Genomic DNA, 21,002 nt, shown 5'->3' with positions numbered 1-21,002 from the left:
GAAGGAGATTAGTCTTCCTCACCATCATGTTCCGGGGCCGTCATCATGGCTTCTGCCACAATCCCGGACTGTTCGCGCACTTTCCGTTCAATGTCGGCAGCCATTTCCGGGTGGTCGCGCAGAAACTGCTTGGAGTTTTCACGCCCCTGACCAATGCGCTGGCTGTCGTAAGAGAACCATGCCCCTGACTTTTCAACCACACCGGCCTTGACGCCAAGGTCAATCAGTTCACCAACCTTGCTGATCCCTTCGCCATACATGATGTCGAACTCAACCTGCCTGAACGGCGGGGCCATCTTGTTCTTTACCACTTTGACGCGGGTCTGGTTACCAACCACTTCGTCCTTGTCCTTGATGGACCCAATACGGCGAATATCCAGCCGCACGGAAGCGTAGAACTTCAGGGCATTCCCGCCGGTGGTTGTTTCCGGATTCCCGAACATCACGCCAATTTTCAGACGAATCTGGTTCAGGAAGATCATCATGGTGTTAGAGCGCGCAACAGAACCGGTCAGCTTGCGCAGGGCCTGACTCATCAGACGGGCATGCAGACCGACATGGCTGTCGCCCATATCGCCTTCAAGCTCGGCGCGGGGCACAAGAGCCGCCACACTATCCACCACCAGCACATCGATGGCGCCAGAGCGCACCAGTGTATCAGCGATTTCCAGAGCCTGTTCCCCGGCATCTGGCTGGCTGATCAGCAGGTTATCAACATCAACGCCCAGCTTTTTGGCGTAACCGGGGTCAAGGGCATGTTCAGCATCAATAAAGGCACAGGTGCCGCCGCGCTTCTGGGCTTCTGCAATGGCATGCAGGGCCAGCGTGGTTTTACCCGAACTTTCAGGGCCGTAGATTTCAATCACACGGCCACGCGGCAGACCGCCAATCCCTAACGCGATATCCAGCCCCAGAGACCCTGTCGGAATCACATCAGCCTGTTCACGCGGGCGCTGCCCCAACCGCATGACAGAGCCCTTGCCAAAGGCGCGTTCAATCTGACCGAGTGCACCTTCAAGAGCTTTTGCCTTATCCATGCTTCACCTTTCCTGTTGCCTCCGGTTCCGGCCAAAGGCGCATCTGACGCAGGGAAAGCCCCGAACTGAAGCCCTTCTCCCCACGCGCTTTTTCAAGACCTGCCATAAAAACCGTTCCCCCGGCAATGACTGGCATCACACAGGCCGAAAAGCTTTTATTCTCCCCACAACGCGGGGTTTCGTTCCTTTTTATATAGAACAAAATAAGAACATTTCAAACCAAAAACAGGCGGCCTTACGCCGCCCATTTTCCGTCTTCTCCGTAGCCGCTTATTTTGTGCCGCCGGATGAGATTGCAAGGCCAGAGCCTCGTGGGTCTGTCCAGCCAAAGCATTTACCTGCCCCACCAGGCAGACCTGCCGGGCAAGAAACGAAATTCGCCCGGCCCGGACCACTGGTAACATCAGGCCGACCGCCAGCAATGGCTGCTTGCAATGCAACTGCTGCCGTATCTGCCGCCACGTTCTGGCCAGATGCCGTAGCCGCCGCCCGGAATTGCGCTGTGCCCTGATGCGCAATAGCTGCTGTCAACAACGGCAAAGGACGACGCGCCGGTGATGCCCCCAGCACCACGCCTGTTGACCCCGCTATGCGCCCGGTGCCGAACAAATTGTTCATGCTGACCGCACAGCTTACGGTTTCACCCTGCCGGTCTGTCACCACAAACGATGTTGAGGCTGGCAGCGCAGGCAATGCAGACCCTGACGGGAAACTCCCTGTGTTAAGCAGCGCCTGAGCATCGGCCACGTTCACGCTGCCACCCTTGCCAGACTGACGGGACCGCCAGCCAGACACAACCGCTTCTCCGCGCACGGTGGCATGACCATCGCTGCCAATAAACGCTGCGGCGGTGCCCAGACCACCATCGGCTGGTGGCGGCAGGAAGCTGATATCCACCCCGCCAGACCGCAGAGTCAGGGGTGTTTCGACCGTTGCGAGACTGTTCCGCAGATCAGCCGTGCTCAGGCCACCCCCGGCAGCCTGTGCCCCCTGAACAAAAGCCTGCGCCAAAGATCCGTTATACAGATCCCCCACACCGGCAATACGAATCCGTTCAAGCGCACCCGCCAGACGCGGCTGGACCATCAGGTCACTGACCTTCAGCACGCTGCCATTTCCGTTGCTGAAAATGGTGCGGGTTTTTTCATCCGCCAAAAGTGGAGACTGCACGGCAGCCAGATCGGACGCCAGAAGACCACTAACCGGCACACCATCTGTCGCAAGATTACGGGCCGTTACGACAATGTCTGCAAAGTCCACGCTGCCGTAGCGCAACTGCATCATGTAAAGGCCACGCGCCAGCATAGGCACGGATGCCGGCCTGTCAGACTGGGCATCAGCCTCGCCAGCCTTGGGCAGAAAAACAAAGGCCTGCCCCTGCGCATCGCCCGGTTTCCATGCAAGGCAGGCACCACCAGCCCCCAGAGACGCACGAGACGGCAAGGTCACAGACAATGCCATGCCAAGTGCCGCCGCAGCATCCGCCGCGTTCCCGCCCTTGGCCAGAACATCACGCGCGACCAGCGCCGCCTGCGGTTCATCTGCCACAACTTCCCCAACAAAGCCGGTCAGGTAGGGGGTGCGCGGCGCCTTAGCTTTGTCGTCGCCTCCCAGCAGGCCGCAGGCCGAAAGAGAACAGGTCATCATCAGCGCCGCCATGCGGGCCTGACCTGAAAATAACGGCGCAAGCCGGGCTGAACGGGTCTTTTTGAAACGCTCGGGCACGCCTTGATGTCTCCACTTCTTCTGGTCTGCCCGCAAACGGGCACAGGGTTCTCTTCCGATAACCTTGATCTGCACAGGCAGCAACACGCCCACGCAATTTCCTGCACTCTGTTAGCATGCCCACGCTGCATTCCCATCGCAACAGTTCTGCTTTACAGGTGAAAAACCATGAAAAAGCTGATTTCCTCCTCTTTCAGGCAGATTGCCCTCGCTGGGGCCGCCTGCTTTCTTCTGCTGGGTAGCGGTGCCGCCCCTGCACGGGCGGCTGATACCGCTTTCACGCCCGTGCAGCGCGCTGAAATTGTTGATATTCTGCGCAATGCGCTGAAATCAGACCCCACCATCCTGTCTGATGCCATCAGCGCCTTGCAGGCCAAGGCCTCGGCCCAGAAAGCAACCTCTGCGCTTGACGCTGTGCGCCGCAACAAGGCTGATTTTGGCGAAAGCAACACAGATGTTGTGCTGGGCAACCCGCACGGCAAACTGAAAGTGGTGGAATTTTACGACCCCCGCTGCCCTTACTGCCGCAAGGTTCTGAACGATCTGGACAAACTGGTTGCGTCCGAACCGGACCTGCGTCTGGTTGAAAAGGTTATTCCCGTACTCGGCCCCAACAGCGTGATGGATACGCAGGCCATTCTGGCAGCCGGGTTACAGAATGCGTATCTGCCGTTCCAGAAAGCCCTGATGGCTGATCCTGCCAGCGCTTCTACCGACCGGATTCGCCGTATTGCACAGCATGTGGGGCTGGATGCTGACCGCCTGCTGGCAGACATGAAAAGCCCCAAGGTTGTGGCTGCTGCCAGCCATAATCTGGAACTGGCACGCTCGATTGATCTTGAAGGCACACCGACCTTCATTATTGGCGACAAGGAAATTATTCCCGGTGCCGTCTCCTATGATGAACTGAAAGCGGCCCTTGCCCGCCTGCGCAAAGCAGGTTGATAGAAAAGCCGTTACAAAAAGGGCTTCTTTTCACCCCGTGAAAGGCGGAAAGAAGCCCTGATTTCTAAACCCGATTATCTGATGACAATCTGACTAATCAAGCAGCCTTTTCTGTCTGCCGTTCTGCCGGGTGCGCGGGAATGACCCCTTCATCACGCAGCAAAACAGACAGGGCATGCACCATTTCATCCATCATCTCATCCGTGTGGAATGGCCCTGGGGTCAGGCGCAGACGCTCCGTGCCCTTCGGCACCGTCGGATAGTTGATAGGAGTCGCATACTGACCATATTCGGTCAGCAAGCGGCGGCTGATGCGTTTGCAGACTTCAGCATCCCCAACAGGCACCGGCACAATATGGCTTGGCGTCATGGTGAACGGGATACCCGCAGCCCGCAACCGGTGGCGGAAGGTATTCACGCGCTCAAACATTTTTTCACGCCGCCAGCCCTCCGCCCGTACTTTTTTCACACTGGTCAAAGCCGCACCCACAACAGCGGGGGGAAGAGCCGTGGTGAAAATGAAGCCGGATGCGGTAGAGCGCAGAAAATCAACAATTTCGGCTGATGCCGTAATGTAACCGCCGTGCACGCCAAAGCCTTTGGCCAACGTGCCTTCAATAATATCGACCTGATCGGCTACGCCATCACGCTGGGACACCCCGCCGCCTTCTTCGCCATACAGGCCAACGGCATGCACTTCGTCCAGATAAGTAATGGCATTGTATTTACGGGCCAGCGCACAGATTGCGCCAATATCCGACATGTCACCATCCATTGAATACACGCTTTCAAACGCAATCAACTTTGGTGCTTCTGCCGGTGCGGCCGCCAGTTTGGCTTCGAGATCAGTCAGATCATTATGTTCGAAAATAACCGTCTGGGAACCACGTGCCCCTTTGATACCTGCAATCATGGACGCATGGTTCATGCGGTCTGAAAAGCAGATCCAACCGGGCATGGAGGTCAGAATTGTTTGCAGGCTGGCCTGATTGGAAACATAGCCAGAAACAAAAAGCAGGCCAGCTTCCTTGCCATGCAAGGCTGCCAGTTCAGCTTCAAGCTGCGTATGCAGGGGGCTGGTGCCCGCAATATTGCGCGTCCCGCCTGAACCCGCACCATGCTCGCGAATAGCGGCAATGGCGGCTTCCTGCACTTCTGGCACAACGCCCATACCCAGATAATCGTTGGTGGACCACACCACGACTTCACGGCCTTCAGGCAGGGCTGCAATTTCTTCTTCATACAAAGGGAAACGGTCAGCCAGCCGCGCCAGTGGCGTGAACGTACGGTACCGCCCCTGCTGCCTGATGTCGTTCAACGCCGTATGGCAATGTTCATAAAACGGATGCCGGGCGTTTGTGATCGATCCCACGCTACTACTCTCCTCGCGTCGTCAGAAACGGTCGGGGCACGGCGCATGGCCCGTCGGCCGTCTGGCCGGTGTCTTTTACAGAACAACTTCACATATAGTGTGAGCGTTACTGCACATACACCCTGATGACCGGCTTCGTCACGGTCGAATCTGGCATAGCCGTTATTTCCACCTGATCAGGGGCAGCGCCAGCCTTGATAATGGCCTGCGTTACGGCCTGTCCGTCACCCTGCACCAACTGCACCAACGTCAACTGGTCAAGGTCGGAATTACCAGACGGTGGTACCAGACATTTCACCACAAACAGAATGTTGGGCTTCCGCACCAAAGCCTTGCGGACCATCTGCTCAACCGGGGCAGACCATTCGGCTGGTGGCGTACCCGAAACCAGTTCAACCAATGGCGGTACGGGCGGTGGTCCGGGCGGAGGCGGCGGAATATAGGGCTTGGGCGGCTTTCCTGCCTGCGGGTTAAACGTCTTCTGATCAACCAGCTTGCACCCGCTCAGGCACAGCACAACACCAGCCAGCAGCATAACCTGCAACGCGGGCCGCCTTTCTGCAAAACGGGTAACAGAGGGCATGGCTGGCAAAGCTCCGATAAGGACAATACGACATGGACAACATGAAAGCGCTCATTCTCTTTCGCGCTCCTTGGCTACGGACGCAAGGCGTAGGCCACACACGCCCCGAATAAAAGCACCACAGGCGCCGTTTTCTGGCCGTTTTTTATCTGTTTTATGATAACTGAAAAGGCCGCACGGATGAGCCCTTGCCCAAACGTGCCAGCGCCTTTATTGACCAAGACGCAGTGATGAGAAGACTTGTCGTCATGACAGGCCCGTCACCTGAGGCAGGCGAATGGCAACAGTCCTTTCGACAGACCAGTACTTCCCCGAGGAAGACGGAGGCCTCTCCGCCCAACAGATCAGCGTTGCGCGGATGGGCCATGCCGCGCGCCTGTTGCTGCGCGCTGAAACGCTGCTGCCTGATACCCGCACTGTTCTTGACCTGATGTGCCTGCCCGTCACCGCCTTATGGTGCCGCGTCCTCCGGTTTGACCCTGCTGCCCCCGACTGGCCTGACCGTGACCGTTTTGTCGTCCCGTCCACAACCATGCTGCCGCTGTTACGCGCCATGCTACGACTGACAGGCGGCAAGGAGCAGATGGCTCTGCCGCTGGAATATGGGCGTCACCCTGCTCTTGAAGTCGCCCCCGGCCCTGCGGGGCAGGGTGTTGCCGCAGCCGCTGGGATGGCGCTGGCAGAACAAACGCTTTCGCGACGGTTCGGGCGGTCTCTGGTTAATCACCGCACATGGGTGCTGGCGCAGGATTCCGATCTGGTAACGGGCGTGGCCATGGAAGCAGCCCAGCTTGCCGGGCGCTTCGGACTCGACCGTCTGGCAGTTCTGGTCGCTCCATCCGCCACGGCTGATCTGGCTGATTTTACCGATTCGCTTACCCGATTCAGTGGGTCAGGCTGGACCGTGCGTAAAGTGGATGCAACAAACCTGCCCGCCATCACAACCGCACTGGCCGCAACATTGCGTGCCAGAAAGCCAACCCTGATTGCCTGCCTGCCTTCGGCCACAGCCACCATTCCGGCTGACCAGAAAACAACGCCTGAAGAAGAACTGACGGGGCAGTGGAGCCCCACGGCACGCCGGGGTGCTTCGACCCGTCGCTCCTGGTTGCGGCGCTTTGCACGACACCGCCAGCGGGCCGAGTTTGAGCGTGAACATACCGCACGGCAGCCAACCCTGTTCCATGAAGACTGGCAGCGAGCATGGCAATGGCGCATGCGCACGGCGCTGGATACATCCACGCAGGAATCCGGGCTGGCCGCACTTCATGCTCTGTCTGATACCCGGCCTGAGCTTGTGTGCCTGACAGCCTCCTCCGCCTACAGCGTGCCGCCCACCGTCAGGGAGCAGGCGGGCTGGCGTGCGCCCCCCACCGTGCCGGGCGGGCAGGAGTGCAGCATTCAGGAACATGGCATGGCTGGTATGCTCAACGGTCTTGCCCTGCATGGCGGCCTGCTTCCCTGTTGCGCCGCCAGCATGATGACGGTTGACCGTATGCGGTCTGCCATGCGGATGGCAGCCTTCATGCGTCAGAAAGTGCTCTACCTTCTTACGGATGATGGGCTGGCACTGGGCGACAGCGGCGGAGCCTGGCAACCCGTTGAACAACTGGCCAGTCTGCGTGCCACACCCAATCTGGCTGTTTTCCGCCCCGGCAGCGCGGAAGAAACCTTCAAATGCTGGGAAGCCGCCCTTCAGTGGCAGAACGGCCCCGCAGTGCTGGTGCTTTGCCCACGTCAAAACACGCCCCAACGCCTGCCTGCGCCTGCCTATGGCAGCGCCGTACGGGGCGGTTACGTGTTGAAGCAGCCAGAAAAACGTCAGGTCACGCTGATTGCGTCCGGGCCGGAGGTTGCTATTGCGCTGGAAGCATCGCACCATCTGGCGCAACGCAATATTAATGCCGCTGTTGTGTCCATTCCGTGTTGGGAACTGTTTGCAGGGCAGCCTGCCAGTTACCGTCGCACCGTGCTGGGCAACGCGGGCCTACGGGTTGGTATAGAAGCCGCCTCGGGCTTTGGGTGGGAACGCTGGCTTGGCCCAGATGGATTATTTGTTGGCATGGATGATTTTGGCACTTCTGCCCCGGCCAACGCCCTGTATGAACGTTTCGGCATTACTGCTGAAGCGATCTGTGAAAAGGTGGAGCATCACCTTTTTGCCTCAGGCGCTGCACGGGGGCCTTCCCTGTACGCGCCGGACCAGCCCCGGACACGCGTTCGGGGACCGTTACTGACAAGACCATAAAGATAAAAAATACGGAGAAGAGAAAAATGGCAGTCAAAATCGCTATCAACGGCTTCGGTCGCATTGGCCGACTTGTCCTGCGCGGGCTGATTGAAAGCGGACGGACCGACGTTGTTCCTGTGGCAATCAACGATCTTGGCAGCGTTGAAGACAACGCCCACCTGCTTAGCTATGACAGTGTGCATGGTCGCCTACCGGCTGACGTGCGCGTTGACGGCAACAAGCTGATCATCACGGCACATGGCCGCACCTGGGACCCGATTACGGTTTCTGCTGAACGTGACCCGTCAAAAGTGCCGTTTGAAGGCGTTGACGTAGCCATGGAATGCACGGGCCTGTTCACATCCAAGGAAAAAGCAGGCCAGCTTCTGAAGGCTGGTGCCCGCAAAGTGCTGATTTCCGCCCCCGGAACGGATGTCGATGCCACCATTGTTTACGGTGTGAACCAAGACGTTCTGACACCGGACATGACGGTTATTTCAAACGCATCCTGCACCACCAACTGTCTGGCCCCGGTTGCCAAGGTGCTGGAAGATACGTTCGGCATTGAACGCGGCTACATGGTGACCATCCATTCCTACACCGGTGACCAGCGCACGGTTGACACCCTGCACAAAGACCTGCGCCGCGCCCGTGCCGCTGGCCTGAACATGATCCCGACATCAACCGGTGCGGCCCGCGCTGTTGGTCTGGTTTTGCCCCACCTGAAAGGCAAGCTGGATGGCACCGCCATTCGTGTGCCGACTGCCAACGTGTCTCTGGTTTCTCTCGACTTCGTGCCGAAAAAGATTCCGGGCTCTGTTGAAGAAGTAAACAACGCCATTAAGGCTGCCTCTGAATCCGGCCCGCTGAAAGGCATTCTGGCTTATTCCACCGCGCCGCTGGTCAGTTCCGATTTCAACCATGCGCTGGCGTCTTCCAGCTTTGATGCAACCCAGACCTCGCTGGTTGATGGTGGCAAGCTGGTGCGTATCTGCTCTTGGTACGATAACGAATGGGGCTTCTCCAACCGTATGGCTGATACAGCCGCTCTGTTCGGATCACTCTAATGGCCGCACTTCCTTTCAACACGCTTGATAAGCTTGACCCACGCGGCAAGCGTATCCTGCTGCGCGTTGACCTGAATGTTCCGACAAAAGATGGGGCCATTTCAGATCTGACCCGTATTGAACGGGTGGTTCCCACCATTCGGGAACTGGCAGACAAAGGTGGCCGGGTTATTGTTCTCAGCCATTTTGACCGCCCCAAAGGCAAAGTGGTGCCGGGCATGTCGCTTCAGCCGATTGCAACGGCTCTGGCCACTGCACTGGGCAAGCCTGTCAGCTTTGCCCATGACTGCATTGGCCCCGATGCAGAAGCCGCTGCTGCATCCTTGCAGGATGGTGAAGTGCTGCTGCTTGAAAACACGCGCTTCCAGCCCGGTGAAGAAACCAACGCGCCTGATCTTTCAGCCGCACTGGCAAAGCTGGGTGATGTGTATGTGAATGATGCGTTTTCAGCCGCGCATCGTGCCCATGCTTCAACCGCTGGCGTGGCGGACCATCTGCCCGCTTATGCTGGCCGCCTGATGGAAGCCGAACTGGCAGCACTGGATGCAGCCCTTGAAAACCCTGAACGCCCGGTAGGTGCCATTGTTGGAGGGGCCAAGGTCTCCACCAAACTGGAACTGCTGGAAAACATGCTGGAAAAAGTGGATGTTCTGGCTGTTGGCGGTGCCATGGCCAATACGTTCCTGGCAGCCAAGGGATATAAAGTCGGCAAGTCTTTGAAAGAAGAAGACATGCTTGATACGGCCCGCCAGATCATGGCGCAGGCTAAGGCCAAGAACTGTGAACTGATTCTGCCGGTTGATGTTGTGCTGGCAGAAGACTTCATGGCGGGGGCACCCACTGCGGTTGCTCCGGTTACCGATATTCCAGACGGATGGATGGCGCTGGATGTTGGGCCGGAAACAGTCAAGCTGCTGAACCAGAAACTGGCTGACCTGAAAACCCTTGTCTGGAATGGCCCGCTGGGCGTGTTTGAACTTCCGCCATTTGATAACGGTACAAACACCGTTGCACAGGAAGCCGCACGTCTGACCAAAGAAGGCAAGCTGAAAACCATTGCAGGTGGGGGGGACACAGTATCCGCCCTGCGTCACGCGGGTGTGCTGGAAGATATGACATATGTCTCCACCGCTGGCGGGGCTTTTCTGGAATGGCTGGAAGGGAAGGTTCTACCCGGCCTGACAGCAATCAGCACAACGCTTGAACGGACTATTCCCATCTGATCCGTTCAGGGCTTACGTTTTCCTTAATGGAACAACAAAAAAATGCCGGGAGCAGAAATGCCCCGGCGTTTTTTAATAGATCGTTCCTTTTAAAGCTACTTTCTAAACCTGCTGTGCTTTACTGCGGCCACGGGCAGCCATCACCGCAACACCAGCAAGAATTACGGCACCCCCAAGCAGAATACGCGGTGTCGGCACTTCCCCTGTCAAAAGAAACGCAAGCACCAGCGTGGTCGGCGAAAGCAGATACAATAGGCCAGAAGACCGAGCGACACCCAGTTGGCCGACAATATAAGCCCATGCGCCATACCCCAGAATAGCGGGACATACCCCTAGTTCCAGAACAAGCAGCCATGTTTTGGGGCCGGAGACACGCAAGCTGCGCGTAGCGTCAGCCAGCCACGGTGTCAGCAACACTGCACCGACAATCAGAATATAGGCTGTTGTCGCCAAAGCCCCATAATAAGCCACAAGCTTTTTTTGAAGCGTATTATAAAATGCTGTCGCAAGGGCCGCGCCCAATACATCTACTGCGCCAGACCCAAATGTCAGCCCGCCGGGCTGACTACGGGCAATCAGCACCACACCGCAGAAGCTGACCAAAGAGCCAACCCACCCCCATGGTGACAGTTTTTCACCCAGAAACACTACCGCAACCAGAGCCGAAAGCAGCGGGGAAAAGCTGATCAGAAAACTTGCAGCACCAGCCGAAACTGTTTGCTCACCCACATTAAACAGAATGTTGTAGAGCGTGATGCCAATGCCCCCACAGGCCACAAAACGTGGAATATCCTGCTTGCGCGGAAGCTTGGGCCGCGCCCACCCTATCCAGACTAACGCAATGGTTGCGGCAACGGCATAACGTGCCGCAGCCAACGGGATGGGGGCAATCATTGGCAGTGCCATCCGCACGACCGGATACGCACTGGCCCAGGACACTAGCGCCAAAACAGCCGCAAAAATAAGCGCATTGCGAGAATGAGGGTGCGGTGCCGCTGGTGCCGTAGCCTGTGTCATGCTGTTACGCTTACCCTTTTTACCCAGCAAACATTATTCGCGACGCAACACCTGATCCGTCATGAACGATGCAATTTTTCCGGCGACGAAGTCCCGTTTCAGGGCTGCTTCATCGTATTCGTCACGCACCCAGTCCAGAAACGGCAAGCGTCCTTCTGCGTCTGCCCGATAGCGCAGAAAGAAAGCATCCAAGATACCCGTGCGCGACCCACGGAAATGCCCAAAACGCCAGGACAGTTCCTTTAGCGCCCGCGTTGAATCGCCGCCTTCAAACAGAATAACCAAAGCAGAGGCCAACCCGGCACGGTCAGCACCTGATTTACAATGCATCAACATGGGAAAGTCGATCTGCTGATACAAACTGGCAAAACGCAGAATACGGTCCCGGTGCGGGGCGCCTCGGCTTTCAAACGCCATATCAACATGCGCCAGCCCCAACTTTTGCGCCGTAGAGCGAGAAAGTGCGTCAGACCCGCATTTCCGGTGCCCCCGCAGATTAACCAGCGTGCGCAGACCATAGCGCTGCATGGCCCGCTTTAACCGGGCTGGGGTTGGGTGATTACAGCGATACACCTTACCGGGCACGACAGTATGGAAGTTGGTCCAGACCAGCCGAAACACGGCATGATCGACAAACAGGCTATCGGTCCAGGCCCGCGTACGGCCTGCCAGAGAAGTCAATTGGCCGTCAAACACGACTGTACGCTGCTCCCGTTTTTTCTGAATAGGGATGATGTGTCCCACCCCAAACGTATGGCGTCAACAATCCTTTCCCTACCGCCCCGGTTTCCTACGGGTTGGGACGTGCATCCAGCCGCAATGTCATGAAAGTCAGGTCAAGCCAGCGTCCAAACTTACAGCCTACCTGCTGCATGGTGCCATTATCTTCAAACCCAAGCCTGCGATGCAGCACGATTGACCCCGCATTGCCTGCCTCTATGCCCGCGACCATGATATGCAGCCCTTGGCGTTTGGCTTGCTCAATCAGCGCGCGCATCAATTCCTGCCCAATGCCTTTCCGATGATGGTCTGGATGCACATAAACGGAGTGCTCGACTGTGTGACGATACCCGTCAAACGCCCGCCATGGCCCGTAGCTGGCGTATCCTGTCACTTGTCCATCTGCATTCTGCATAACCAGCACGGGGAAACCTGCGGCCTGACGGTCATGCAACCATACCACACGGTTGGGAACATCCACGACCTGATCATTCCAGATAGCGGTCGTGTGTTGCACGGCATGATTGTAGATACCGGCAATACTGGCGGCATCTGCCTCGGTTGCATTTCTTATGGGCATCTTTCCCCCTGACATCCAGTATTGTCCGCTTTTACACGTCTGCTTGTACCCAGCCGCGCGGAGCAGCATAGAAGACTATTCTTCTATCCCTTCAGGCATGCCCTAAGCAAAGAGGCTAACCTGCCGAAGGAAGAGGCTCTGGTGAGTTCAGCTTATAGAGGTCCAAAGAAAAACGTTGGTATTTCTGTTGATGAATGTGCCGCGTATTAACGGAATAAATACGGGTGTAGTGCGTCTGTAGCCACTGACAGACCGGCGCTTCCACACTCTGCCGCGCACAGCCATCATAAGGCATGACAACATAAACAGGTCGATGGAATAAATCCTGCATGTAACGCTTCCAGGCATTTTCTTTCCCGAAGCGAATATCAACATGATCCTGAAACAGGTAAATATCGAACGGGCGGAGGTCTGAGCTATAAAAAACTGTATGATCCGCACGGATATTCAATACTTTGTTTTTCCCGATTTCATCAGAAATACCCGTATAATTTACTCTGCTTAAATACAGGCTTTCCCGGATGTTTCTATGAATATGAGAGCCCATTTCAACGACCGAGAAAATACCAAGCGGTAACAGCGCATATCGCGGGAAAATATGGGGTTTTTGTAACAGGCAGGCCAGCATGACGCAGGCTGGGGCGAAGCATAGAAAATAATAATGGTCGAAAGGGTGCCCTGATAGGACTGTCGCGGGTAGGGATGACACAAACCAGAGTGGTAAAATCAACGCTTTGCGGTGCGTCATCTGCAAACCGGGGCGAAAAGCCTTCATCCAAGCGAGCAGAACAGGGCTCAACACAAGCGTGTAAAAAATACTCCACAGGACGGTTTCAAGCCGCGCTTTCCACGAACCACTATAATGGTGGAGAAACTCCCGCTGCATGGAAAAATATGTCTGTAAGGCTCCGTGCCCTTCCAGAATGTACGGCGAAAACAGAACGCACAGCCCGGCACAAAGCCCAACAAAAGCCAACGCTACATTTTTGACCCGAAACCAGCCGGGTGACAGCAAAATCAGACCGCAGGGCAGAAACAGGCAAACAACCGAAAGGTAATTGATATTGCTGACATAAGACAGAATAACCCCGGCCAGAAAAAACAGAATGGGCTTTTGCTGAGTTACCCCCCTGTAAAGCAAACTGAGAATCAGGGCTTCACCCGTGACAAGGACTGTTTCCGTATTGGAGTCCAACACGCTGAAACCAGCCCCGCAAGCCAGCAACAGAAGCCATGCCACCCAACGATTAAAGGAGCAGAAGTGCTGACAAACCGCAACAAAAGCAGCCATCAGCAGACAAGCAAGACACAGGAACGTACCGTGGGTTAAGGGAACCAGCTTGTCCCAAAGACCATAAAACAGATAAACGCCCAGCGGTTTATGATCAAAAGCATAACTATAGGGCAGCGCATGTTCGCGCAGAATGCCCCGGCCAATTACCACGTAATAAGCCGTATCCCCATTTGAAAATGGCAGAATAGCGTAAGAAAGAAGATAACCTACAAAGAGAATAGCTATGGGGAAAACAAGAAAAGACATACAACGAAAGGAAGAAAAGATCGTATTCGTCTGACTTAAAAATTCAGATTTTTTGAATTTTCCAAACATTAAAAGTCAATACCTTTTGAAATAACTGCTTTGACGTCTTTGTTTCTATCCCCCGTAGAAACACAAAACCCCCGACCTGTCACCTGACAGATCGGGGGTTTGTTGAACCACAAGCATCTACAGCATCTTTAGTTCTGACCAGAAAGCTGTTAGCTTAATGTCATGCTGTCGCTACTTTAAGGGCATATCCCTTAAAGTTTACGCTCAATCTGCAATTCCTTGATGCGCCCAATCGCTTTGGCCGGGTTAAGGCCTTTGGGGCAGGTCTGGGTGCAGTTCATAATGGTACGGCAGGCATAGAGTTTGAATGTGTCTTCCAACGCATCCAGACGGTCGCCTGTATGTTCGTCACGACTATCCGCAATCCAGCGATACGCTGCCAGAAGCACGGCTGGGCCTAGATAGCGGTCCCCGTTCCACCAGTAAGACGGGCAGGATGTTGTGCAGCAGAAGCACAGAATGCACTCCCACATCCCATCCAGCTTTTCACGTTCTTCGATGCTCTGCTTGCGTTCGCCATCGGGTGGCGGCGCGCTGTCAGACTTCATCCATGGCTCAATGGAGCGCAACTGCGCATAGGCACCATCAAGGTTTGAAACAAGGTCTTTAACAATCGGCATATGTGGCAGAGGATAAATCCGCACATCGCCCTTAATGTCCTTGATCGGCTTCAGACACGCCAGCGTGTTTTCACCGTCAATGTTCATCGCACAGGACCCGCAGATCCCTTCACGGCAGGACCGCCGGAAGGTCAGGGTCGGGTCGACCTCGTTCTTGATATGGATAATGGCGTCAAGCACCATCGGACCAATTGTATCAAGATCAAGTTCGTAGGAATCAACAACCGGATTTTTGTCATCATCCGGTGTCCAACGATACACCTTGAATGTTCTGACGTTTTTAGCCCCGGCTGGCGCGGGAAAGGTTTTGCCTTTCCCGATCTCGCTGTTGCGCGGCAGTCTGAGTTCAACCATCTTTGCCTCCCTTATTCGCCCGTTCGTGCCGGCAGATCAGTAAACGCGCTTTTTGGGTGGGAAGACCTCAACATCGTCTGTCAGGGTCTTCATATGAACCGGACGATAAGTCAGCTCGACACCGCCTTTGTCATCCAACCAGGAAACAGAGTGCTTCATCCACTCCTTGTCGTCACGGTCAGGGAAGTCATCCCGTGCGTGGGCTCCGCGGCTTTCATGCCGGGCCAGACCGCTTTCCAGTGTCACCGTGGCGTTGGCCAGAAGGTTTTCAAACTCCAGCGCTTCCATCAGGTCACTGTTCCAGATCAAGGAGGTGTCAGCGACAGAAATATCACCCAGGCCGCTCCAGATATCGCGGATCTTGTCCACGCCTTCCTGAAGGCTTTCCTGCGTACGGAACACGGCGGCATGCGCCTGCATGTCACGCTGTAGGCGGTCACGCATAGCCGAAACCTTCGTACCACCTTTGGCGTAGCGCAGTTTGTCCAGACGATCGAGCGCAGCTTCACCAGCCCCAGCAGGCAGCGGCTTCACAAAATCGGTCGGTTTGACAATTTCAGCCGCACGACGGGCAGCAGCACGGCCAAACACAATAAGATCAAGCAGTGAGTTCGTGCCCAGACGGTTAGCCCCATGCACAGATACGCAGGCGGCTTCACCAACGGCCATCAGACCGGGCACAACGGCATCCGGATTATCGGCTGTCGGGCGCACCACTTCGCCATGAATATTGGTGGGGATACCACCCATATTATAGTGCACTGTCGGCAGAACCGGCACTGGTTCCTTGGTTACATCCACACCCGCGAAAATACGGGCTGTTTCAATAATCCCGGGCAGACGCTGGTGCAGAAGGTCAGACCCCAGATGCTCAAGATGCATCATGATATGGTCTTTCTTCGACCCGACACCGCGACCTTCCTTAATCTCGATCGTCATGGCACGAGACACCACGTCACGGGAGGCAAGGTCTTTCGCTGTCGGCGCATAACGCTCCATAAAGCGTTCACCTTCAGAGTTGGTCAGATAACCACCTTCCCCACGGCAACCTTCCGTCAGCAGACAGCCTGCCGGGTAAATGCCGGTGGGGTGGAACTGAACAAACTCCATATCCTGCGTGGGCAGGCCAGCACGCATGGCCATGCCGCCGCCATCACCCGTGCAGGTATGAGCCGATGTGCAGGACTGATAAGCACGACCATACCCACCAGTCGCGAGCACCACCATTTTCGCATTGAAGCGATGGATCGTGCCGTCATCCTGACACCAGGCGATTACACCGCGGCAAGCGCCTTCTTCATCCATGATCAGATCAATGGCGAAATATTCGACAAAAAATTCGACGTTATGCTTCAGGCACTGCTGGTACAGCGTGTGCAAAATGGCATGGCCGGTACGGTCAGCCGCGGCGCAGGCACGCGGCACGGGGGCCTTACCAAAGTCGCTCATGTGCCCACCAAACGGGCGCTGATAGATTTTACCATCTTCCGTGCGGGAGAACGGAACACCAAAATGTTCCAGTTCCTGCACAGCAGGCACGGCTTCACGGCACATGAACTCAATGGCGTCCTGATCACCCAGCCAGTCTGACCCCTTTACGGTGTCATACATGTGCCAGCGCCAGTTATCTTCGGCCATGTTACCCAGTGAAGCACCGATACCGCCCTGTGCGGCAACCGTGTGGCTTCGTGTCGGGAAAACTTTGGTCACGCAGGCGGTTTTCAGGCCAGCGGCCCCCATGCCCAGCGTTGCACGCAGGCCGGACCCGCCTGCACCCACAACCACAACATCATAAGCGTGGTCGATAATCCGGTAGGCTCCCCGAGAAGGAGAGGTATTGGCATTCATCGTGACGGCGCTCCCATGTGCGTTCGGCCTGTCATATCTTCAGGAACTGCACCGCCCACGCCAAAACATAGCAGGGCAGCACAAAGGTTCAGATTTCTTCAGGATTTCTGGCTATTGCCCGCAGCCACCAGCTTGATGATGGCAAACACGCCCAGAAGCCCGATCAAGGACGTTCCGATTTTCACCAGAATACGTGCTGGCAGATGCGCCTTGCCATGCACATAGTCATCGACAATCACCTGCAGGCCCATCTGGGCGTGGTAGAATGTCGTGATAATCAGCGCCGCCAGCATGGTCGCATTAACGGGCTTGCCACCCCATTTGACCACTTCGGCATGATCAGCCCCGCCAAGGCGGAACATCTGAACGATAAACCACGTTGAAAGTGGCAGAAGCGTTGCGGCAGATACGCGTTCAGCCCACCAATGGCCAACACCTGATCCACCAGCGCCAAGCCCGCGCGCCCGACCAAGCTGGGAGCGCATGACTTCAATATGTGAGGGTGAAGCGTTCATCTCAGCCTGCCTTTCTTGCCTTGGCGCGGGCACGGGCCCGCCCACCTGCGACACACAGCAGGCCGGCAGCCAGAACAGTGCTGACACCTGCGGTTACCCCAACAGCAACAGGGCCATCCTTGTTGATTTCAGTTTTGTCGTAGCGGTGGCCGCTATCCCAGATCAGATGCCGGATGCCACCCACCGTATGGTACACGACAGATGCCAGCCAGCCGATCAGAACAAGCTGCCCCAGCGGGTTGCCTGTCACCTTACGTGCCGTTTCGAAAGATTTCGGCCCTTTGGCAGCGGCAGAAAGCCACAAAACGCCAAGCGCAGCCCCACCCGTTGCCACAACACCGGTAATTCGGTTCGAAATGGAAAGAACCATAGAGAGCCGATAGCGGTAAATTTGCAGATGCGGCGACATAGGCCGCTGAATCAGTCTGCCGTCACTTCGGCTCCCTACGTAGAGCGCCTTCCGGATATCCTGCATTGTCAGCCTCGTATCCCGTCCGTCTATCCCTACACTGGCTTAGTGCCAGCGTTTCTGCATTGATTTCGTCCTACGCCCCGCCTGCTAAGCGGTCAATTCGGTCACGCAACACGAGACCGAGAGGCGGAGCAGCCTCACTCAGCCGTGTTTAGGCAGGAGGTCGAGCGCAACCATGGTTTCGGCAATCTGAACTGCGTTCAGAGCCGCACCTTTCCGCAGATTATCGGACACACACCAGAAGGCGAGACCATTTGGCACCGTAGGGTCGACACGAAGGCGTGACACGTAGGTTGCGTCTTCCCCCACGCATTCAATCGGAGTCACATAGCCGCCGTCTTCACGTTCATCGCGTAGAATCACGCCATCGGCCTCACGCAGCGCTTCACGCGCCCGCTTGATGTCAACGGGTTCTTCAAACTCCGCCACCACGGCTTCTGAATGACCAATAAACACCGGCACACGCACACAGGTTGCAATGACGGCAATATCGGGGTCGAGAATCTTTTTGGTCTCGACCGTCATTTTCCACTCTTCCTTGGTGGCACCATCATCCATGAAGCGATCAATCTGCGGAATGCAGTTGAACGCAATCTGTTTCTGGAACTGCTCAATTTTCGGCGGGTCATTCACGAAACTGCCCCGAGTCTGGGCAAACAGTTCGTCCATGCCGTCCTTACCCGCACCGGCAACTGCCTGATAGGTAGACACCACAACGCGTTTGAGCGTGAACAGGTCATGTAGGGGCTTCAGCGCCACCAGCATCTGAATGGTCGAACAGTTGGGGTTGGCAATAATATTGCGCTTCATGCGCTTCAAGGCATCGGGGTTCACTTCCGGCACCACCAGCGGCACGTCTGGCTCCATCCGGAAGTGGGAGGTGTTATCAATCACCACGCACCCAGCCTTGGCGGCAATAGGGGCATATTTGGCAGAAACGGCCCCACCGGGAGAAAACAGCCCTACATCCCAGCCCGTAAAGTCAAAGGTTTCAAGATTCTGAACTTTCAGAGTCTTGTCACCAAAAGACACTTCACGCCCTGTAGACCGCGGGGAAGCAAGAGCCACAATCTCATCAACCGGGAACTCCCGTTCCGCCAGAGTCTTTAAGATTTCACGCCCAACAGCGCCTGTGGCCCCTACAACTGCAACCCGATACCCCATAACTCCACCTATCTCTTTGTTATCTTCTGTTCTTGTCGAAAGCCTGACCGGGCCGAGAATCTAGACCAAGCCGGGCATAAATGGAATTGCCACCACCCCAGCAAGCAGGCACCGCGCCCGTTTTTCTTCCGGTGTGTGACATTCTTTAGCGTAACGCCCTTAAGGAGAATCGTTTTGGTTGTGTCACCGTCTCTCCCGCCTACTCGTGGCCCGTTGGTGGCCCCTGTCGCGACGCAGCCTGCCCCGGCAGGCACTCTTGTTATCCTCGGGGCTGGGGGAGATCTGACCCATCGCCTGCTTGTGCCCGCCCTGTATGACCTGACGTGCAACGGATTTCTGCCTGATGACTTTCAGATTATTGGCGTCAGCCTGGAAGATCACACAACCGAGGAATGGGTCGGTTCACTTCGGGCAAAGATTGAAACCTTCACCAAAGACAGCCACGCCGAATTCTATACGCCCAGCATAGATGAAAAGGCATGGTCATGGCTGACCGAGCGCATGACATATCGCGCGCTTGATTTTACCTCAGCCGAGGCTCTGGCTCCTCTCTGCGCCGACATCGCAGACCGGAGTGCGGTTTTTTATCTGGCCACCCCACCTCGTTTTTTTGAACCCGCCGCCGAGACACTGGCAAAAGCCGGTCTTCTGACAGAAACCGATGACCACTTCCGTCGGCTGGTCATTGAAAAACCGTTTGGCACAGACCTGCAATCCGCACAGGCCCTGAATGCCCATCTGCTTTCGTTTCTGAAAGAATCCCAGATCTATCGCGTGGATCATTTTCTGGGGAAGGAGACCGTGCAGAACCTTCTGGCTCTGCGGTTCAGCAATCTGCTGTTCGACCCACTCTGGCGGCGTGATTACATAGACCACATTCAGATTACCGCTGCCGAGCTTCTCTCGGTTGAAGGGCGTGGCGCGTTTTACGATGCGACGGGCGCTTTAAGAGACATGGTGCCCAACCATTTATTCCAGATACTGGCACTTGTGGCTATGGAACCGCCATCGTCCCTAAAGGCGGAAGCCATACGAAACGCCAAACAGGCCGTATTTGACGCCATTCGGCCCATCTCACCTGAAAACGCGGTGCGGGGCCAATATCGGGCTGGCACCATAGAAGGACGTGCTATTTCTGCCTACCGTGACAGCAAAGGCGTTGCCGCTGACAGTATGACCGAAACCTACACCGCCCTGAAAATAGAAATCGATACCTGGCGCTGGGCCGGTGTGCCTTTTTACCTGCGCACAGGCAAAGCACTGAATTCCAGCGTGACGGAAGTTGTGGTGCAGTTCAAGCAGACACCCCACCCCTTATTTCACACAGCAGAAGGCACACCACAGGTGCCTAACCGCTTTGTCTATAATATCCGCCCCGAAAAAGGGGCTGATTTGCACTTCAATGCCAAACAGCCCGGCCCGGAAACCATTGTCGAGGAAGTTGTCTCGCAATTTCGCTATGAAGATAGCTTCGGCAGTATTCCGAATGTTGGCTACGAAACCCTTCTGTATGATTGCCTTCAGGGTAATGCGACCCTGTTTCAACGTGCCGATAATATTGAAGCCGCATGGCGTGCGGTAGACCCTGTGCTGAAAGCGTGGGACGCATCGACCACTCCGCCAGACCCATATGACGCAGGAAGCAGTGGCCCCCCATCTGCCGATGCTTTATTGGCCCGCGATGGCCGCAGCTGGGCACCGTTCGACCTTCTTAAAAAATAAGCTGCATTTTGCGCCTTCACATACGCGGTCTGTGTTTTTGTTTCATTATAGGAAAACACAGGCCGCCAGCATCAATCTGGCGCTTGCGAATGTAATAAAATAACACTCTGATAACCAAAAAATACCTTACCTAAAAATAATATTTCTAAACGGGCTAATTCATTCAATTTCTGTTTTTTTTGACACAGGTCAATGCAGT

At 55.9% G+C, this 21,002-nt stretch carries 18 protein-coding genes; 5 read left to right on the top strand and 13 right to left on the bottom strand.

Annotation, left to right across the window (positions count from 1 at the left end; all coding sequences use genetic code 11):
• Window positions 1-8: 8 nt before the first annotated feature.
• Together recA and Abin_RS13230 are read right to left on the bottom strand one after the other, a co-directional pair.
• The gene (recA, locus tag Abin_RS13235; RefSeq protein WP_048847643.1) at window positions 9-1,037 is read right to left on the bottom strand and encodes a recombinase RecA; all 1,029 of its coding nucleotides are present in this window, start codon (window positions 1,035-1,037) and stop codon (window positions 9-11) included.
• A 270-nt stretch (window positions 1,038-1,307) separates the two neighbouring features.
• Complete coding sequence (locus Abin_RS13230; protein WP_174766841.1) at window positions 1,308-2,684, bottom strand: gamma-glutamyltransferase; 1,377 nt, start codon at window positions 2,682-2,684, stop codon at window positions 1,308-1,310.
• A 246-nt stretch (window positions 2,685-2,930) separates the two neighbouring features.
• On the opposite strand from Abin_RS13230, the gene Abin_RS13225 reads away from it, so the two are divergent.
• Window positions 2,931-3,707 (top strand): DsbA family protein, encoded by a 777-nt coding sequence (locus Abin_RS13225; protein ID WP_048847641.1) that lies wholly within the window; start codon window positions 2,931-2,933, stop codon window positions 3,705-3,707.
• 97 nt (window positions 3,708-3,804) lie between these two features.
• Here Abin_RS13225 and hemA read toward each other — a convergent pair whose 3' ends face one another.
• Together hemA and Abin_RS13215 are read right to left on the bottom strand one after the other, a co-directional pair.
• The gene (gene hemA, locus Abin_RS13220) at window positions 3,805-5,079 is read right to left on the bottom strand and encodes a 5-aminolevulinate synthase (protein ID WP_048847639.1); all 1,275 of its coding nucleotides are present in this window, start codon (window positions 5,077-5,079) and stop codon (window positions 3,805-3,807) included.
• 106 nt (window positions 5,080-5,185) lie between these two features.
• Complete coding sequence (locus tag Abin_RS13215; RefSeq protein WP_048847637.1) at window positions 5,186-5,662, bottom strand: hypothetical protein; 477 nt, start codon at window positions 5,660-5,662, stop codon at window positions 5,186-5,188.
• Window positions 5,663-5,939: 277 nt separating this feature from the next.
• Between Abin_RS13215 and Abin_RS13210 the strand changes: the two genes are divergently transcribed.
• From Abin_RS13210 to Abin_RS13200, 3 genes are read left to right on the top strand one after another with little or no spacing between them, the layout of a single operon-like run.
• Entirely contained in the window at window positions 5,940-7,910 is a 1,971-nt protein-coding gene (locus Abin_RS13210; protein ID WP_048847635.1) for a transketolase-like TK C-terminal-containing protein, read from the top strand.
• 26 nt (window positions 7,911-7,936) lie between these two features.
• Window positions 7,937-8,959 carry a type I glyceraldehyde-3-phosphate dehydrogenase gene (gene gap, locus Abin_RS13205; RefSeq protein WP_048847632.1) on the top strand — a complete coding sequence of 341 codons (1,023 nt, stop codon included), beginning with the start codon at window positions 7,937-7,939 and terminating at the stop codon, window positions 8,957-8,959.
• Window positions 8,959-10,182, top strand: a complete 1,224-nt coding sequence (locus Abin_RS13200; protein ID WP_048847630.1) for a phosphoglycerate kinase — start codon at window positions 8,959-8,961, stop codon at window positions 10,180-10,182. Before gap ends, Abin_RS13200 begins: the two co-directional genes overlap by 1 nt.
• 102 nt (window positions 10,183-10,284) lie before the next feature.
• On the opposite strand, the gene Abin_RS13195 is transcribed toward Abin_RS13200, so the two are convergent.
• From Abin_RS13195 to Abin_RS13155, 9 genes are all read right to left on the bottom strand, one after another.
• Entirely contained in the window at window positions 10,285-11,199 is a 915-nt protein-coding gene (locus tag Abin_RS13195; protein WP_048847626.1) for a DMT family transporter, read from the bottom strand.
• 33 nt (window positions 11,200-11,232) lie between these two features.
• The gene (locus tag Abin_RS13190) at window positions 11,233-11,895 is read right to left on the bottom strand and encodes a fused DSP-PTPase phosphatase/NAD kinase-like protein (protein WP_048847728.1); all 663 of its coding nucleotides are present in this window, start codon (window positions 11,893-11,895) and stop codon (window positions 11,233-11,235) included.
• Between the two features lie 94 nt (window positions 11,896-11,989).
• Window positions 11,990-12,499: a GNAT family N-acetyltransferase gene (locus Abin_RS13185; protein ID WP_048847624.1), complete on the bottom strand. Its 510-nt coding sequence runs from the start codon at window positions 12,497-12,499 to the stop codon at window positions 11,990-11,992.
• 115 nt (window positions 12,500-12,614) lie between these two features.
• The gene (locus Abin_RS13180; protein ID WP_146867635.1) at window positions 12,615-14,039 is read right to left on the bottom strand and encodes a hypothetical protein; all 1,425 of its coding nucleotides are present in this window, start codon (window positions 14,037-14,039) and stop codon (window positions 12,615-12,617) included.
• 260 nt (window positions 14,040-14,299) lie between these two features.
• Entirely contained in the window at window positions 14,300-15,082 is a 783-nt protein-coding gene (locus Abin_RS13175; RefSeq protein WP_048847618.1) for a succinate dehydrogenase iron-sulfur subunit, read from the bottom strand.
• Between the two features lie 36 nt (window positions 15,083-15,118).
• Complete coding sequence (gene sdhA, locus Abin_RS13170) at window positions 15,119-16,930, bottom strand: succinate dehydrogenase flavoprotein subunit (protein WP_048847617.1); 1,812 nt, start codon at window positions 16,928-16,930, stop codon at window positions 15,119-15,121.
• A gap of 98 nt (window positions 16,931-17,028) precedes the next feature.
• Window positions 17,029-17,445: a succinate dehydrogenase, hydrophobic membrane anchor protein gene (sdhD, locus tag Abin_RS13165; protein WP_048847615.1), complete on the bottom strand. Its 417-nt coding sequence runs from the start codon at window positions 17,443-17,445 to the stop codon at window positions 17,029-17,031.
• Between the two features lies 1 nt (window position 17,446).
• A complete protein-coding gene (sdhC, locus tag Abin_RS13160) occupies window positions 17,447-17,920 on the bottom strand; it encodes a succinate dehydrogenase, cytochrome b556 subunit (protein ID WP_048847613.1) in 474 nt (157 codons plus the stop codon).
• A gap of 138 nt (window positions 17,921-18,058) precedes the next feature.
• Window positions 18,059-19,081, bottom strand: coding sequence for an aspartate-semialdehyde dehydrogenase (locus tag Abin_RS13155; protein ID WP_048847611.1), 1,023 nt, complete (start codon window positions 19,079-19,081; stop codon window positions 18,059-18,061).
• Window positions 19,082-19,261: 180 nt separating this feature from the next.
• Here Abin_RS13155 and zwf point away from each other — a divergent pair, with 180 nt between their 5' ends.
• Window positions 19,262-20,803, top strand: a complete 1,542-nt coding sequence (gene zwf, locus Abin_RS13150) for a glucose-6-phosphate dehydrogenase (protein ID WP_048847725.1) — start codon at window positions 19,262-19,264, stop codon at window positions 20,801-20,803.
• Window positions 20,804-21,002: the final 199 nt, after the last annotated feature.

Source organism: Acetobacter indonesiensis, from assembly GCF_000963945.1.
In the GTDB taxonomy this organism is placed as follows: Bacteria; Pseudomonadota; Alphaproteobacteria; order Acetobacterales; family Acetobacteraceae; genus Acetobacter; species Acetobacter indonesiensis.
Note: the sequence above shows the minus strand (reverse complement) of the source record. Positions and strands in the feature narration are given on the sequence as shown.